This window comes from Curtobacterium sp. MWU13-2055, assembly GCF_023242305.1.
GTDB lineage: Bacteria > Actinomycetota > Actinomycetes > Actinomycetales > Microbacteriaceae > Curtobacterium.
Genome location: NZ_JALLIO010000009.1, coordinates 161,797 through 176,798, shown reverse-complemented (window position 1 = coordinate 176,798; position 15,002 = coordinate 161,797). Strand labels below are relative to the sequence as shown.

18 protein-coding genes are annotated in these 15,002 nt (G+C 69.2%); 14 read left to right on the top strand and 4 right to left on the bottom strand.

The window, feature by feature from the left end; translation table 11 throughout:
- Positions 1–426: 426 nt before the first annotated feature.
- The 3 genes from M4960_RS16885 to M4960_RS16875 form a co-directional block, all read right to left on the bottom strand.
- The gene (locus tag M4960_RS16885; protein ID WP_248704887.1) at positions 427–1,110 is read right to left on the bottom strand and encodes a cation diffusion facilitator family transporter; all 684 of its coding nucleotides are present in this window, start codon (positions 1,108–1,110) and stop codon (positions 427–429) included.
- Positions 1,107–1,460 (bottom strand): helix-turn-helix transcriptional regulator, encoded by a 354-nt coding sequence (locus M4960_RS16880; RefSeq protein WP_248704886.1) that lies wholly within the window; start codon positions 1,458–1,460, stop codon positions 1,107–1,109. The genes M4960_RS16885 and M4960_RS16880 overlap by 4 nt, the downstream gene beginning before the upstream one ends.
- Before the next feature lie 125 nt (positions 1,461–1,585).
- Entirely contained in the window at positions 1,586–1,939 is a 354-nt protein-coding gene (locus tag M4960_RS16875; RefSeq protein WP_248704885.1) for a metalloregulator ArsR/SmtB family transcription factor, read from the bottom strand.
- Between the two features lie 116 nt (positions 1,940–2,055).
- Between M4960_RS16875 and M4960_RS16870 the strand changes: the two genes are divergently transcribed.
- The 11 genes from M4960_RS16870 (at position 2,056) to eno (ending at position 11,539) form a co-directional block, all read left to right on the top strand.
- On the top strand, positions 2,056–3,444 hold the full coding sequence (locus M4960_RS16870; protein ID WP_248704884.1) for an FAD-dependent oxidoreductase: 1,389 nt from the start codon (positions 2,056–2,058) through the stop codon (positions 3,442–3,444).
- Between the two features lie 5 nt (positions 3,445–3,449).
- Positions 3,450–4,847, top strand: coding sequence for an arsenic transporter (locus tag M4960_RS16865; protein ID WP_248704883.1), 1,398 nt, complete (start codon positions 3,450–3,452; stop codon positions 4,845–4,847).
- Positions 4,848–4,867: 20 nt separating this feature from the next.
- Positions 4,868–5,284, top strand: coding sequence for an arsenate reductase ArsC (locus tag M4960_RS16860; RefSeq protein WP_248704882.1), 417 nt, complete (start codon positions 4,868–4,870; stop codon positions 5,282–5,284).
- Between the two features lie 20 nt (positions 5,285–5,304).
- On the top strand, positions 5,305–6,702 hold the full coding sequence (locus M4960_RS16855; protein ID WP_248704881.1) for an FAD-dependent oxidoreductase: 1,398 nt from the start codon (positions 5,305–5,307) through the stop codon (positions 6,700–6,702).
- Positions 6,703–6,716: 14 nt separating this feature from the next.
- Positions 6,717–7,112: a low molecular weight phosphatase family protein gene (locus M4960_RS16850; protein WP_248704880.1), complete on the top strand. Its 396-nt coding sequence runs from the start codon at positions 6,717–6,719 to the stop codon at positions 7,110–7,112.
- A 236-nt stretch (positions 7,113–7,348) separates the two neighbouring features.
- Positions 7,349–7,939 carry a universal stress protein gene (locus tag M4960_RS16845; protein WP_228506158.1) on the top strand — a complete coding sequence of 197 codons (591 nt, stop codon included), beginning with the start codon at positions 7,349–7,351 and terminating at the stop codon, positions 7,937–7,939.
- Complete coding sequence (locus M4960_RS16840) at positions 7,924–8,679, top strand: 2,3-diphosphoglycerate-dependent phosphoglycerate mutase (protein WP_171907745.1); 756 nt, start codon at positions 7,924–7,926, stop codon at positions 8,677–8,679. Before M4960_RS16845 ends, M4960_RS16840 begins: the two co-directional genes overlap by 16 nt.
- Positions 8,676–9,179, top strand: coding sequence for a CrcB family protein (locus M4960_RS16835; RefSeq protein WP_228506157.1), 504 nt, complete (start codon positions 8,676–8,678; stop codon positions 9,177–9,179). Before M4960_RS16840 ends, M4960_RS16835 begins: the two co-directional genes overlap by 4 nt.
- Positions 9,176–9,547 carry a CrcB family protein gene (locus M4960_RS16830; protein ID WP_055960823.1) on the top strand — a complete coding sequence of 124 codons (372 nt, stop codon included), beginning with the start codon at positions 9,176–9,178 and terminating at the stop codon, positions 9,545–9,547. The genes M4960_RS16835 and M4960_RS16830 overlap by 4 nt, the downstream gene beginning before the upstream one ends.
- Before the next feature lie 26 nt (positions 9,548–9,573).
- Positions 9,574–10,059 carry an inorganic diphosphatase gene (locus M4960_RS16825; RefSeq protein WP_055960822.1) on the top strand — a complete coding sequence of 162 codons (486 nt, stop codon included), beginning with the start codon at positions 9,574–9,576 and terminating at the stop codon, positions 10,057–10,059.
- Between the two features lie 145 nt (positions 10,060–10,204).
- Positions 10,205–11,539, top strand: a complete 1,335-nt coding sequence (gene eno / locus M4960_RS16820) for a phosphopyruvate hydratase (protein ID WP_248704879.1) — start codon at positions 10,205–10,207, stop codon at positions 11,537–11,539.
- Here eno and M4960_RS16815 read toward each other — a convergent pair.
- Entirely contained in the window at positions 11,524–12,456 is a 933-nt protein-coding gene (locus tag M4960_RS16815) for a LysR family transcriptional regulator (RefSeq protein ID WP_208385475.1), read from the bottom strand. The two genes, eno and M4960_RS16815, sit on opposite strands and share 16 nt — an antisense overlap.
- 165 nt (positions 12,457–12,621) lie before the next feature.
- Between M4960_RS16815 and M4960_RS16810 the strand changes: the two genes are divergently transcribed.
- The 3 genes from M4960_RS16810 (at position 12,622) to M4960_RS16800 (ending at position 14,998) form a co-directional block, all read left to right on the top strand.
- Positions 12,622–13,686, top strand: coding sequence for a TDT family transporter (locus M4960_RS16810; protein ID WP_240614499.1), 1,065 nt, complete (start codon positions 12,622–12,624; stop codon positions 13,684–13,686).
- Between the two features lie 140 nt (positions 13,687–13,826).
- A complete protein-coding gene (locus tag M4960_RS16805; RefSeq protein WP_228506156.1) occupies positions 13,827–14,255 on the top strand; it encodes a uracil-DNA glycosylase in 429 nt (142 codons plus the stop codon).
- 140 nt (positions 14,256–14,395) lie between these two features.
- Positions 14,396–14,998 (top strand): recombinase family protein, encoded by a 603-nt coding sequence (locus M4960_RS16800; protein WP_055960814.1) that lies wholly within the window; start codon positions 14,396–14,398, stop codon positions 14,996–14,998.
- Positions 14,999–15,002: the final 4 nt, after the last annotated feature.

Genomic DNA, 15,002 nt, shown 5'->3' with positions numbered 1-15,002 from the left:
CCCCCCCCCCCCCCCCCCCCCCCCCCCCCCCCCCCCCCCCCCCCCCCCCCCCCTCCCCCCCCCCCCCCCCCCCCCCCCCCCCCCCCCCCCCCCCCCCCCCCCCCCCCCCCCCCCCCCCCCCCCCCCCCCCCCCCCCCCCCGCCCCCCCGCCCCCCCCCCCCCCCCCCCCCCCCCGCGGCCGCCACGGTCAGAGACCGAGGCAGCGGCATCCGGCGACTCGTTCCTCAGCGTCGGTGAGGCTCTCGCACGCGAACCTCAACCCGGATCGGAGCATGCACACATGGCACGCCTCCGGGAGCGTCGCGATGTCGGCGACAGGTTTCCGGATCATCGGCGGACCACAGGCGATAGCCCTGCTCGACAGCCTCGAGCTCGAACCAGTCGAGTAGGAACCGCTCTCTGCGTTCCATCAGTAGCGGTGCTGGCTTAGCAGCAGTTGCAAGCGTCGACCTGGCGCTCACCGGTGAGCGCGGACACGGGTTGCTTGCATGCGTCGCCTCGCCACTCTTCGAGTCCTTCTCGGACGGCGAAGACGACGACCACGAGGCCGGCGACGGGGTCGGCCCAGGTCCAGCCGAAGAGAGTGTTGAGCAGGAGGCCGATGAGGACCGCGGCGGAGAGGTAGCTGCAGATCAGGGTCTGCTTGGAGTCGGCGATCGCGGACGCGGAACCGAGTTCTTGGCCGGTGCGCCGTTCCAGCAGGCTGAGGAACGGCATGATCGCCAGGCTGACGGCCGTGAGAACGATGCCGACCGCACTGTGCTCGGGCTCGCGGACCCCTGTCAGTGTGAGGACGGCATCGACGGTGACGTAGAGCGCGAGAGCGAAGAACGAGACCGCGATGACCTTCAGCGCGGTGCGCTCTCGTGCCTCCGGGTCCCGGCCAGCGAACTGCCACGCGACGGCCGCGGCGGAGAGGATCTCCACAATCGAGTCCAGGCCGAACCCGACGAGCGCGGTCGAGGAAGCCACTGTCCCGGCGGCGATCGCGACGATGGCCTCGATGACGTTGTAGGTAATGGTCGCAGCGACGATCCAACGAACGCGGCGCTGCAGCAGCTGACGCCTCGCATCAGTCGCGGGCGTTCCCATCTGAACGGTCGTGCTCATGCGCCCGCTCCGCAGCAAAGGGGGACGTCACAATCATGATCGGTGCACACAGCGCCGTCGTCGACAGCGAGGACGACATCGACGAGCGCTTCGAGCGCACGCGTAAGGTGCGGATCCGCGATCTCGTACCGGGTGCGGCGGCCCTCGGGTGTCGCGACGACGATGCCGCAGCCTCGCAGGCAGGCGAGGTGGTTCGACACGTTCGTCCGGGTCAGCTCGAGCTCCTCCGCAAGGCGAGCCGGATAGGCCGGTCCAGTGAGCAAGCGGAGCAGTATGCGTGACCGGGTCGGATCGGCGAGGGCTCGGCCGAGCCGGTTCATGACGTCGAGCCGTGGCGCAACGGTCTGCATTCGGTGACTATACAGCCGTCGGTGACGCTTTGGTATGGCCCGACGGCATCCCTAGTATTCGGTGGCTCGACGTGGCCACGACGCCTTACGTCCGCTCCGATGATTGACCGGAACGCCTCCACTGCCTACTTCGTGGGTGCTGTGATCAAGCCAGCGAGCGTGTCGAGGGCGCCAGGGACGAGGGAGAAGTACGCCCAGGTGCCACGCTTCTCACGGTGCAGGATCCCCGCGTCGACGAGCACCTTGAGGTGGTGCGACACGGTCGGCTGGGACAGGCCGAGCGGTTCCTGCAGGTCGCACACGCATGCCTCGGCGCCGGCGTGCGCGGCGACCATCGAGATTAGCCGGAGCCGTGCCGGGTCGGCGATCGCTTTCAGCGATTTCGCGAGGACCTCCGCGGACGCCTGGTCCATCGCCTCGGTGGTGACGGGCGAGCAGCACGCGGTGACGTCCTGAATGGGAAGCAGCTCGATCGTCATGGGCTCATCCTCCCACGGACTTCGACACGCGTCTATATTTGCGCTCATCGATATCGACGTGCTTCGATGTACACGCCGGGTTCCGGCTCCCGCTCGATCCGTGAAGGACCAGCCTGATGACTCACCTCCTCGCCGTCGGCGGCAGCGACGCCGGCATCGCCGCAGCACTCCGCGCCCGCGAACTCGACCCGTCGACGGATGTGACGGTGGTCCTCGCGGACGAGTTCCCGAACTTCTCCATCTGCGGCATCCCGTACTGGGTGTCCGGCGACGTCGCCACGGAAGCGTCCCTCGCGCACCGCACCCGTGCCGATCTCGAAGCCGCCGGCATGACCGTCCGCTCTTCAACCTGGGCTTCCGCCGTCGACGTCGACCGCCGCCGGCTCTCCGTCACCGGTGCTGCCGGCGATGAGGAGATTGCCTACGACGAGCTGCTGATCGGCACCGGCGCCGAGCCGGTCCGCCCGGCCGGGGTGCCGTTCGGGGAACCGGGCATCCACCTGCTGCACTCGATGACTGATGCCGAGCAGGTCGTCGCCGCGCTCGAGCTGCTGCCGGCGGGGAGCCGGGTCGCGGTGGTCGGTGCCGGCTACATCGGCCTGGAGATGACCGAAGGGCTCGTCGCCCGTGGATTCGACACGACGCTCATCCAGCGCGGCCCGGAAGTGCTCTCCACCCTCGACCCGGAGCTCGGATCTCTCGTCACCGCCGAGGTCCGACGCCACGGCGCAACCGTCCTGACCGGTTCCACCGTCACTGCGATCACCCCGGCAGGCGGTGGGCAGTGGCGCGTCGCCACCAGCTCCACCTCCGGTGACGCGGAGGGCACGTTCGCGCTCGTCGTCGTCTGCGTCGGCGTCCGCCCGGTCACGGACCTCGCCATTGCCGCCGGCGTGCAGCTGGGCCAGGCGGGCGCGATCGTCGTCGACACCTCTATGCGGACCGGGGTGCCGCACGTGTGGGCTGCCGGCGACTGCGTCGTTACACACCACCGCCTCCTCGGCACCACGTGGTTGCCGCTCGGGACGACAGCGCACAAGCAGGGTCGCGTCGCCGGGGAGAACATGCTCGGCGGCAGCAAGGTCTTCGCAGGTTCGGTGGGGACGCAGGTGGTGAAGGTGTTCGACCTCGTCGCCGCCCGCACCGGCCTCCGCCAGCACGAAACCGACCCACTCAACGTGTCGCCGCTGACCCGGGTGACGGTGGCAGATGACCACAAGCGGTACTACCCGGGCGCCGTCCCGCTGACGATCAGCGTCACCGGCGACCAGAGCACCGGTCGCCTCCTCGGCGCGCAGATCGTCGGAGCGCGCGCCGCGGAGATCAGCAAGCGCATCGACACGTTCGCCACCGCCCTCCACGCGGAACTTACCGTGGATGACGTGATCGATCTCGACCTCTCCTACACGCCGCCGCTCGGGTCCCCGTGGGACGCCGTACAGGTCGCTGCACAGGGCTGGGAGCGCACCGCCGCCGCGTCGAACCAGGCCGGGGTGAGCGCCTGATGGTGATGGCTGTGGTCGCGGCGGCGATCTTCGTCGCGACGCTCGTGGTGGTGATCTGGCAGCCCAAGGGCTTCCCAATCGGGTACACCGCGCTCATCGGCGCCGTCATCGCCCTCGCCACCACCGTCGTCGGCCTCTCCGACATCCCGACCGTTGTCGGGATCGTGTGGAACGCGACGCTGACGTTCGTCGCGGTGGTGCTGATCTCATTGATCCTCGACGAGGCCGGGTTCTTCGAGTGGGCAGCGCTGCACGTCGCCCGCTGGGGCCGCGGCAACGGACGGCTGCTGTTCGTCCTCATCGTCGGCCTCGGCGCCGTCATCGCGGCGGTGTTCGCCAACGACGGGGCCGCGCTGATCCTCACCCCGATCGTCGTCGGGATGCTCCGAGCACTGAACATGCCGCAGAAGGCGGCGCTCGGGTTCATCCTCGCCACCGGGTTCATCGCCGACACCGGCAGTCTGCCGCTGGTGGTGTCGAACCTGGTCAACATCGTCTCCGCCGACTACTTCCACCTCGGTTTCGCCGAGTACGCCGCCGTCATGATCCCCGTCGGCATCGTCTCGGTCATCGCTTCCCTCGGCATACTGCTGGCCTACTTCGGCAAGAGCATCCCGAAGCGGTACGACGTTCTCGCCCTCACCAGCCCCGCCGCGGCGATCACGGACCGGGCGACGTTCCGCGCCGGCTGGGTCGTCCTCGCGCTGCTGCTCGTCGGCTACTTCGCCGCCGACCCGCTCGGCGTCCCGCTCGCCGCCGTCGCCGGCGTCGGAGCCGTCATCATCGTCCTCGTCGCCGCCCGGCAGCCCGCGTTCCTCTTCGCCCGCGCCGAGGTCACACCGGTCCTCGTCAGCACGGGTGGCACCGCCACCGTCAATGCTGGCAGCACCGGGCCGGGTGCGCCGTCGGGGCGGGTGATTCCTGTGTGGAAGACGATCCGGGAGGCGCCGTGGCAGATCGTGCTGTTCTCCATCGGCATGTACCTCGTCGTCTACGGCCTCCAGAACCAGGGCCTCACCGACCACCTCGCCAGCCTGTTCGACGTGTTCGGTGACCACGGGGTCCTCGTCACCGCGATCGGCGTCGGGTTCACCATCGCGATCCTCGCGTCCTTGATGAATAACATGCCCACCGTCCTCATCGCCGCCCTCGCCATCGGCGGCGCCGGCGCGACCGGGCTCACGCACGAGGTCATGGTCTACGCCAACGTCATCGGCTCCGACCTCGGCCCGAAAATCACCCCCATCGGCTCCCTCGCGACGCTGCTCTGGTTGCACGTGCTGGAGAAGAAGGGCATCCACATCGGGTGGGGGCAGTACTTCCGCACCGGCATCGTCCTCACCATCCCCGTCCTCGCCATCACCCTCGCCGCCCTCGCCGGCTGGCTCACCCTCATCCACTGAACCCGAAAAGACACACACCCATGAGCGACAAGCCCACGATCCTGTTCGTCTGCGTCCACAACGCCGGACGCTCCCAGATGGCCGCCGGCTACGCCCAGACACTCGGCGGCGACCGCGTCGAGGTCTTCTCCGCCGGCAGTGAGCCGAAGGACCAGGTCAACCCGATCGCGATCCAGGCGATGGCCGAAGACGGCATCGACATCACCGGCAACCAACCGAAGATCCTCACCACCGACGCCGTCCGCGACTCCGACGCCGTCATCACCATGGGCTGCGGCGACGCATGCCCGATCTTCCCCGGCAAGCGCTACGAGGACTGGGACCTCACCGACCCCGCCGGCCGCGGCATCGAGGATGTCCGCCCCATCCGCGACGACATCAGGCACCGCGTCCAGACGCTCCTCGCCGAGCTGCTGCCCACCGAAGCAACCGCGTAGCGACCAGGAAGCCGCAGACCATGACGCTCACCCTCACCGTCCCACCCCGCGCCGACGCGGACCGCCTCACCGGACTCCCCGTCGCGATCATCGGCGCCGGCCCCGTCGGCCTCGCCGCCGCCGCACACCTCCTCGAGCAGGGCCTCGACGTCATCGTCTACGAAGCGGGCCCGACGGTGGGGACGAGCGTCCGCGCGTGGGGACACACGCGCCTGTTCTCCCCGTGGCAGTACGTCATCGACCCCGCCGCCCAGCGCCTCTTGGAAGGCACCGGCTGGGAAGCACCCCGGGCATCATCCCTGCCCACCGGCCACGACCTCGTCGACACGTACCTGGCACCCCTGGCAGCGACCCCGCAGCTCGCACCGGTGATCCAGTACGGCACCCGCGTGGAGGCGGTGTCACGGCAGGGAATGGACCGCACCCGCTCTACCGGCCGCGCCGACACCCCGTTCCTGCTCCGCCTCCACACCGTCGACGGTGCACGCGACGTCACCGCGCGTGCAGTCGTCGACACTTCGGGCACCTACACGTCCCCGAACCCCCTCACTGCCGCCGGGCTCGCACCCGCCGCGGATCTTGGCGACCGGGTCGCCCACGCGCTGCCTGACGTCCTCGGTGCCGACCGGGCCCGGTTCGCCGGTCGTCGGGTCCTCGTCGTCGGTGCCGGCCACTCCGCCGTGAACACGCTCATCAAGCTCGCCAGCCTCGCAAAGACCGCGCCGGGTACCGACGTGCTGTGGGCTGTCCGGAACGCCGGCACCGCCCGGCTCGGCGCCGACGCCGCCGACGGGCTCGCCGCCCGCGGGCAGCTCGGTTCCACCGTCCACGGGCTCGTCGAGTCCGGTCAGGTGCAGCAGATCGCGTTGTTCGAGATCGACGACGTCCGACCCGACGGCGACCAGGTCACCGTCACCGGTCGTCGCGCCGGAGAGCCGTTCAGGGTGACCGTCGATGTCATCGTGAACGCGACTGGGTTCCGGCCCGACCTCGACATGCTCCGCGAGATCCGCCTCGGCCTCGACGACATTGTCGAAGCCCCCCGAGCCCTCGCACCGCTCATTGACCCCAACCTGCACTCCTGCGGCTCCGTGCCCCCGCACGGCGTCGCTGAGCTCGCGCACCCGGAGCCGAACTTCTTCATCGCCGGGATGAAGTCCTACGGCCGTGCCCCCACGTTCCTGCTCCTCACCGGGTACGAGCAAGTCCGCTCCATCGCTGCGGAGCTCGCCGGTGACCACCAGGCCGCCCGACAGCTCGAACTCGTGCTCCCCGAGACCGGCGTCTGCTCCACCGACATCGGCGGGACCTCCTGCTGCACCACCCCAGCCGCTATCGCCACTCCTGCCGCTGAGGATGCGGCCTGCTGCGCTACGCCCGAGCCGGCCGCCGACAGCACCTCGTGCTGCACCAACTGATCGGACTCGCGCCCGTGACCACGAAGCCGACCGTCCTGTTCATCTGCAAGCACAACGCTGGCCGCTCCCAACTCGGCGCCGCCCTCCTCGAAATCGCGGCCCCCGACCGGTACACGGCCACCTCCGCCGGCATCACCCCGGCCGACGAGGTGAACCCATCGATCGCCGCGACCGTCGGTGAGCTCGGCCTCGACATCACCGGACGCGTCCCTCGGCGCGCGACGGCCGACCTGCTCAAACAGGCGGACATCGTCGTCCTCATGAAGCCCACCCTCGAACTCCCCGCCGAACCGCGCGGCACGGTCCTCGAGTGGGCCTTCCCCGACCCCACCTCCTGGTCACCAGAAGACGTGCGACCCATGCGGGACGCCGTCGCGGAACGCATCGAGCGAGAGCTCCTGCAGCCGTAGCGACCGGCCCGCCTGACACGAAGCGAAGCCAAAAGCGCGACACAGAGCGAAGCTGCTCACACGAGGCTCACCGCGGCAGGAACGTCCGCCGTTCGCGAGAGCACGTGTGGGCAGCTTCGCTCCGTGTCGTCGGAATCGCTTCCTTCGGTGTCGGGACGTCGCGGGTGCGCGAGACGGCCCGCGTGACTTGGGGTTCGGGTGCATAATGGTGGTGTCTTCGGACCCGGTAGTGGGGCTTGCCGGACCCAACCTCGACAGTTGTCGACAACAGTCCCTATCTCAGCTGGTCGCGCTTCTGCGCGCCTGAGGTAGGGAGTGTCATGACAGCACCAATCGGTTCCGGACCGGTCGTCGTCGGCGTCCTGCCCGGCCTCGCTCCGGGGGTCATCGAGGTTGCGTCGTCTATCGCGCGGCGCTTCGGTACGACGCTGGTGTGCGTCAGCGTGGATGCATCGCTCTTCGATGCCGGTACGCGCTCGGACGGGTCGGTGATGGTGGAACCGATCGACCCTGACACCGCTGACACGACACCGCAGGGCTTGTCGGACAGTGACAAGGCGGCAGTACGTGCTGCCGCAACGACCTACGGCGTCGACGTCACGTTCGTCCCGGGTGTCGGGGATCCGAGCCGGGCACTGTCGCAGGTGGCCGAAGACCGCGACGCGGCGATGCTGGTCGTCGGGGCCAGGACGGGAGCGGGTCGAATCGCGGAGTTCTTCACGGGGTCGGTCGCGGTACGGCTGACCCATCAGCAGCACCGTTCAGTGCTCGTAGTGCCCGTTGATCCGGTCGGGTTCGATGCCCCACTGCCGTGGGACACCCCGTGACCGGCCAGCTTGTTCTGCTCCGCCACGGACAGAGCACTGCGAACGCTGCCGGTACCTTCACCGGCTTGCGAGACGTCGCGCTGACCGAACAGGGCAGCGCCGAAGCGAATCGGGCTGGGTTGCTACTTCTGCATGCCGGCATCCGACCGGACCTCGTGCTCACGTCGACGCTCGAGCGGGCGCTCCACACGGCGGAGCTCGTCACCGACGTCCTCGGACGTGATGCGCCGATCGAGTCGACGTGGCGGTTGAACGAGCGGAACTACGGCGCCCTCACCGGCATGTCCAAGCAGAATGCGCAAGCGGCGTTGGGGGCGGAGCAGTTCTTCGCTGTTCGTCGGACCCGCACGGGACGGCCACCACGCATGTCGATCCGCGCGTGGCTGGCGCTCCGGCGGACGCCGGCGCTTCGTGGACTGCCGTGGGCGGCACTTCGTCGAACCGAAACACTCTCCGACGTCATCCGCCGGGTCCAACCCGTCCTGTCGCACAGCATCACCCCGGCACTCCGCGACGGGCAGACAGTGCTCGTCGTCGCGCACGGCAACTCACTGCGGGCACTGTGTGCCTGCATGGACGGCCTAACTGACGGTGAGCTCGCGGACCTGAACCTCCCCACGGGCGAACCCCTGATCTACCGGTTCGACGGCGACGGTGGGTTCTGTCCGCGGGGTGGGGAGTACCTGCATCCGGCAGCACGAGCAGCAGCGGCAGCGGTCGCTGCGGAAGGTGGAACATGACCTCCCGAACGGACACGCACCTGCCCGATGGGCAGCTCCCGCCCGACCCAGACATCGACGCCAACGACCCGGAACGTATCGACCGGCCAGTGCATCTGCGGTGGCGGTACCTCGGTGTCGTCGCACTCGGCGGCGCCATCGGTACCGCCGCACGCGACGGACTCAGCACCGCGTTCCCCGCTCAGCAGGAGGTGTCCTGGGCGATCTTCTGGATCAACATCGCCGGCGCGCTCCTACTGGGTGTGCTGCTGGAACACCTCGCGCATCGCGGACCTGACGAGGGTCGCCGCCGGACACTGCGCCTGCTTCTGGGAACCGGTGTCCTCGGCGGGTTCACCACCTACAGCACCCTCGCGACCAGCACCGCGGTGTTGTTCCTCGCTGGCCGCGGGTTGGCCGGCACCGGGTACGCGCTCCTGACGGTCCTCGCCGGCGCGATCGCCACCGGTAGCGGCCTCGCGATCGCGGGTTTGGTCCGACCGAACGGGGCCACATCATGAGCGCCCTGGCCTTCCTCAGCGTCGCGGTCGCTGGCGGTGTCGGCGCGGCCGCACGGTTCTTCGTGGATGGTGCGATCAACCGGGGTCGGCAGTTCCGGCTCCCGGTCGGGACGCTGACGATCAACATCACCGGCTCGTTCCTGCTGGGCTTGATCACCGGCGCCGCCGGTCACCTCGGCGCCACCCCCGTCGCGGTGCTCGGAACAGGGCTCATGGGTGGCTACACCACGTTCAGCACCGCCAGCTTCGAGACCGTCCGCCTCGCACGCACTGGCCGCACCACCGCGGCTGCCGTGAACGGGCTCGGGATGCTCGTCGTCTCCGTCGCCGCAGCCGCCGGGGGCGTCACCCTCGGCACCCTCACTTGACCATCCGACTGGGAGACGAACAGCTCATGCACTTCGACATCACGATCGAGATCCCCCGCGGCAGCGGCAACAAGTACGAGGTCGACCACGCCACCGGACGGATCCGCCTGGACCGGGCGGTGTTCACCAGCATGGTGTTCCCGCAGGACTACGGCTCGATCGACGACACTCTCGGCGATGACGGCGACCCCCTCGACGCGCTCGTGCTGCTGCCCCGGCCCACGTTCCCCGGCGTCGTCATCGACGTCCGCCCGGTCGGGATGCTCCGCATGGTCGACGAGAACGGCGGCGATGACAAGATCCTCACCGTCCCCGCCGGAGACGTCCGCTTCGACCACGTCCAGGACATCTCCGACGTCGCCGAGCCGGTCCTGGCGGAGATCGAGCACTTCTTCGCCCACTACAAGGAGATCGAGCACGGCAAGCACGTCACCACCAACGGGTGGGCGAACCGTGTCGACGCCGAAGCCATCATCCGCGCCGCACAGGAACGGTTCACCCCGCACCCCTGACCGGCACCCGCGCACCCGACACCATCCAGTGCGCGCCCTGAACCGCCGTGGGGAGGCAACTGGCGCCCAGTGATCGCCAGGAGGTCGTCCCTCCGCCTCCCCGCGGCCCACACCCGCACGACCAACCCGAAAGGCGACAACCGCCGTGAACGACTACATCAGCAACGTCCACCACACCACCCACCATCAGGGCGAGTACGTGACCCACACCAGCCGCCCCGTCACCATCAGCAGCCTGCACGGCTCCCGGATCCTCGACTCCCGCGGCTACCCGACGATCCAGGTGCGTCTCGAGCTCGAGGACGGCACCGTCGTCACCGGTGACGCCCCCGCAGGCGCATCCACTGGCGCGCATGAGGCTGTCGAGCGTCGCGACGGCGGCAGCAGCTACGGCGGCCGCGACGTGAGCCAGGCACTGCACCTCATCACGACGGACGTCGCACCGATGATCACCGGCCAGTCGTGGACCTCGATCGGGCAGGCCGACGCCGCCCTCGCTGCCCTCGACGGCACCCCGAACCACCGCCGGCTCGGCGCGAACAGTGTCGTCGCGACCTCGATCGCGATGGCACGCGCTCTCGCCGCCGCAGCGGAGCTGCCGCTCTGGCGTTGGATCGCAGACGTCACCGGCAGCACGCCCCGCCTGCCCGTCCCGCACTTCAACGTGCTCAACGGCGGAGCGCACGCAGCGAACGCGCTCGACTTCCAGGAGTTCATGATCGCCCCGGTGAACGCCGAGACCATGACCGACGCGGTTCGGATCGGATCGGACGTCTACCACGCGCTGGCGGCACTGGTCCGGGAACGGTTCGGCAGTCTCGGTCTCGGGGACGAAGGCGGCTTCGCCCCGTCGATCGCCGCGCCCGAGGAGGCCCTCGACCTCCTCGTCGCCGCGATCAGTGCCGCCGGTTACGAGCCCGGCGTGGACACCGTCGCGATCGCACTCGACCCGGCGGCGAACGAGTTCGCGCTCGGTGACGGTAGCTACCGGGTCGTGGACCGCCGGCTCGACCGCGCAGGCATGGTCGACTACTACCGCGACCTCATCAGCCGGTATCCGATCCGGAGCATCGAAGACGGCTTCTCCGAAGATGACCACGGCGGCTGGAAGGCGATGTCGTTCGCGCTCGGCGACATGCTCCAGATCGTCGGCGATGATCTCTACGTCACCGATCCGCAGCGCATCCGCGACGGTGGGAAGGACGGGCTCTCGAACGCGGCGCTCATCAAGCCGAACCAGATCGGCACCGTCTCCCAGACCCTCGACGCGATCGGCGTCGCACGCTCGCTCGGGATGCGGAGCATGGTGTCGCACCGGTCCGGCGAGACCACCGACACGTTCATCGCGGACCTCGTCGTCGGCACCGGAACCGGACAGATCAAGTCCGGCGCACCCGCCCGCGGAGAACGCGTCGCCAAGTACAACCGGCTCACCGAGATCGCGGAGAACAATCCGGAGCTGCCCTACGGGCTGCGCTGACCCCGACCGGTCACCTCGTGGGCGACGCGCAGGAAAGCAGAACCAGCTGGCTGAGGCTCTCCCGACCAGATCGCCCGCAACGGCCGGGCAAGTGGCGGCCCAGCGAGCGGGACCCGCACCAGCGACCCGTCGTTGATGTCGGCGGCGACCGTGCGAAGGCTCATCACCGCCGGTGCAATTCCAGCCTGCGCGTTCGCCCGGATGATGCTCGTGGTCTCCAGCACCGCGGCCGGAACCGACATGCTCAAACCGGCCTCCCTGAGCCATGCGGCGAGGGTCGCGCGAGTTCCGGAACCTTCTTCCCGCAGGAGCAGAGCCGTCGCCGCCAGGACCTCCGCAGTGATCCCGGTCGACCGAGCCCAGGGATGTTCCGGCGCAACGACGACCGCGAGCTCATCGTCCGCGATCACCTGCGCGGACACACCTGCCGCCGTCACCGGGGTCTCCGTGAACCCGAGGTTCGCGCCACCCGACTGCACGAGGTCCGTCACCGCGGCGGAGTTGCCCGCGATCAGGCGCACCCGCACGTCGGGTTCGCGGCGGCGGAATTCGAGCAGCCAGCCCGGCAGCAGCAGCTCCGCGATCGTCTGTGACGCTGCGACGACGAGCGAACCCGTGGGAGTCCGCAGCGCAGCCACTCCTGCTTCGAGGTGGCGAGACGCGTCGAGGACCGGTCCGGCCAGCCCGACGACGAGCCTGCCGGTCTCGGTCAGCACCGACCCTGTGGTCGAGCGGTGCACCAACAAGTGACCGACCATGCGCTCGGCGACCCGGATCCGAGCAGACACTGCCTGTTGCGTGACGCCGAGCGCTCCAGCGGCAGCGGAGAGGGAGCCGGTCTCGGCGACGCGTGCGAGCACGTCGAGTGTGTCGAGGTCGAGGGTTCGGTCCGTGAGTCGCCGTAGTGCCACAATCATTGATTGTGCCCTGCCAAGAGGTTCCGGGTACCGCCAGAGGCAGGATTCGCGCAGGCTTGGCCCATGACAACGCTCCGCACGGACCCTGCACCCGCGAACGGTAGCCAGCTGCCCCAACGGCCGCAGACGGCGTTGTTCCGTGACCTGGAGCGGCCAGGCCTGATCGTGTCGAATCTCACACCGAACTGGTTCGCGTCGATCATGGGCACGGGGATCGTCGCTGTCGCAGCTGCGTCACTGCCGCTGCAGTTCCCCGGGCTGCGCCTCGCGGCGACGGTCGTGTGGGCGATCGCCGCGGTGCTCCTCGTCGCCCTCACGACCGCGACGGTGCTGCACTGGATCCGCTACCGGAGCACTGCAGCCGGGCACCAGCTCAACCCGGTGATCTCGCACTTCTACGGCGCACCACCGATGGCGTTCCTCACCGTCGGCGCCGGGACACTCCTGCTCGGCAAGGACTGGGTCGGCCTGCCCGCCGCCGTCACCATCGACTGGGTCCTGTGGACCATCGGCACCATCGGAGGACTGCTCACGGCAGTGCTCGTGCCGTACCTGGCGTTCACCCGCCACGAGAACAAGCCCGACTCCGCGTTCGGCGGCTGGCTGATGCCGATCGTCCCGCCGATGGTGTCCGCCTCCACCGGTGCGCTCCTGCTGCCGTACGCCCCCGCCGGGCAGGCGCGGGAGACGCTGCTGTGGTCCTGCTACGGCTTCTTCGGCCTCAGCCTCATCACGTCGCTGGTCGTGATCACGCTGATCTGGAACCGTCTCGCGCAGCACAAGGTCGGGGCCGCCGGCATGGTCCCGACTCTGTGGATCGTCCTCGGGCCGGTCGGACAGTCGATCACCGCGGTTAACCTCCTCGCATCGAACGCCCCCACCGTTGTCGATGCGAGTACCGCGCATGCCCTGCTGGTCGTGGCGCTGGTGTACGGGTTCGCGATGCTCGGCTTCGCGCTGCTGTGGACCGTCATCGCCCTCGCGATCACCATCCGCACTGCCCGCGAACACTTGCCGTTCAGCCTGACTTGGTGGTCCTTCACGTTCCCCGTCGGGACCTGCGTCACCGGCCTGAACGGGCTCGCCCTGCACTCAGGCCTGACCGTCGTTGCCGTCCTCGCCGTCATCTACTACGCCGGCCTCGTCGCCGCATGGATCACCGTTGCCCTTCGCACCTTTCACGGATCCGTCATCCGTGGCACCCTGCTGGCACCGCCACAGCCGGCATGAGTACCCCCGAGGAACTCGCTGACGTTCGATCGCTGAACGGTCTCGCGGAGACGTGGCGGACCGCGCCCGACGGCAGCCGACGGTTCGTCCCGAGCTTCGACCCACGATCCGGCGGCAGATTCAGCCGTGTCCTGGTCCTGATGCAGTCGCCTGGCCCCCAGACCATCGCCGCAGCGCACGCAGCGATCTGCAGCGAGGACAACCCGGGCCCGACCGCGGCCGCGTTCCGAGCAGCCCGTATCGAGTCCGGACTCGCACGCGGCGAGTACGTCCGCTGGAACCTTGTCCCATGGGAACTGCCCGACCGCGTGCGACTCGAGGACATCGACGAGGGGCGGCATGCCCTCGCCACACTGCTCGCGGCCCTCCCCGCTCTCACTGCGATCGTCACGTACGGGGCCGTTGCCCTCGACGGCGTCATGCGACACTTCACCCTGGACGAGCACCCCCGACTCCTTCCGGTCATCGCAGCACCACATCCGTCTCCCGCCAACGGCCGCCACCGATCGGAACAACACCTCCGTTCCGTGCAAGCACTCCGGCTCGCCGCGCGAGCGCGGCAGACGTAACAAATACGAACGATTCCGCTACAACTATCCGTACCGGCGCTCAGTCCGGGTGCGAGGCGCCGTGTCTTGTAGCGGAACCCAGTCCCAGAATCTACGTGCCGCCACTACCCCTCCTGGTCGAGTTTCGCTACGTTCTCTTCATGGGTCACCTTCTCGGGTATGCGCGCGTGTCCACCACAGACCAGGACGCGTCGCTGCAGATCGACGCGCTCAACGCCGCTGGCTGCTACCGCGTGTTCGTCGACACCATGTCCGGGTCGCTCCAACACCGGCCCGAGCTCGACAAGCTCCTCGACCAGCTCCGCCCCGGCGACACTCTCGTCGTCTGGCGACTCGACCGGCTCGGCCGGTCCATCCGGCACCTCATCGATCAGCTGCACGCTCTCGCCGAGCGCGGCATCGGGTTCCGGTCCCTGCAGGAGACCATCGACACCACCTCGCCCGGCGGCCGGCTCGTGTTCCACGTCTTCGCCGCGTTGGCGGAGTTCGAACGGGACCTCATCAAGGAACGCACCAACGCCGGCCTCGCCGCCGCTCGAGCCCGCGGCCGCACCGGCGGCCGACCATCTCGGCTCTCCGCGGACCAGGTGCGCACCGCACGCCGGCTCTACGAACAGCAGGACATGACCGTCGCGCAGATCGGCGACGTGCTCGGCGTTAGCCGCACCACCATCTACCGTGCACTCGCGAAGCACGCCGAGCCCGTCGCGGCGCGACGAACCAAGCCTTCCCCAACGATGTAGCTGG

Excerpts from the sequence above, each read along its gene's own strand:
- M4960_RS16855 (WP_248704881.1), top strand. The coding sequence starts at position 5,305 with ATGACGCTCACCCTCACCGTCCCACCCCGCGCCGACGCGGACCGCCTC.
- M4960_RS16880 (WP_248704886.1), bottom strand. The coding sequence starts at position 1,460 with ATGCAGACCGTTGCGCCACGGCTCGACGTCATGAACCGGCTCGGCCGA.
- M4960_RS16835 (WP_228506157.1), top strand. The coding sequence starts at position 8,676 with ATGACCTCCCGAACGGACACGCACCTGCCCGATGGGCAGCTCCCGCCC.
- M4960_RS16875 (WP_248704885.1), bottom strand. The coding sequence starts at position 1,939 with ATGACGATCGAGCTGCTTCCCATTCAGGACGTCACCGCGTGCTGCTCG.
- M4960_RS16860 (WP_248704882.1), top strand. The coding sequence starts at position 4,868 with ATGAGCGACAAGCCCACGATCCTGTTCGTCTGCGTCCACAACGCCGGA.
- M4960_RS16805 (WP_228506156.1), top strand. The coding sequence starts at position 13,827 with ATGCAGTCGCCTGGCCCCCAGACCATCGCCGCAGCGCACGCAGCGATC.
- M4960_RS16800 (WP_055960814.1), top strand. The coding sequence starts at position 14,396 with ATGGGTCACCTTCTCGGGTATGCGCGCGTGTCCACCACAGACCAGGAC.
- M4960_RS16830 (WP_055960823.1), top strand. The coding sequence starts at position 9,176 with ATGAGCGCCCTGGCCTTCCTCAGCGTCGCGGTCGCTGGCGGTGTCGGC.
- M4960_RS16825 (WP_055960822.1), top strand. The coding sequence starts at position 9,574 with ATGCACTTCGACATCACGATCGAGATCCCCCGCGGCAGCGGCAACAAG.
- M4960_RS16885 (WP_248704887.1), bottom strand. The coding sequence starts at position 1,110 with ATGAGCACGACCGTTCAGATGGGAACGCCCGCGACTGATGCGAGGCGT.
- M4960_RS16815 (WP_208385475.1), bottom strand. The coding sequence starts at position 12,456 with ATGATTGTGGCACTACGGCGACTCACGGACCGAACCCTCGACCTCGAC.
- M4960_RS16865 (WP_248704883.1), top strand. The coding sequence starts at position 3,450 with ATGGCTGTGGTCGCGGCGGCGATCTTCGTCGCGACGCTCGTGGTGGTG.
- M4960_RS16870 (WP_248704884.1), top strand. The coding sequence starts at position 2,056 with ATGACTCACCTCCTCGCCGTCGGCGGCAGCGACGCCGGCATCGCCGCA.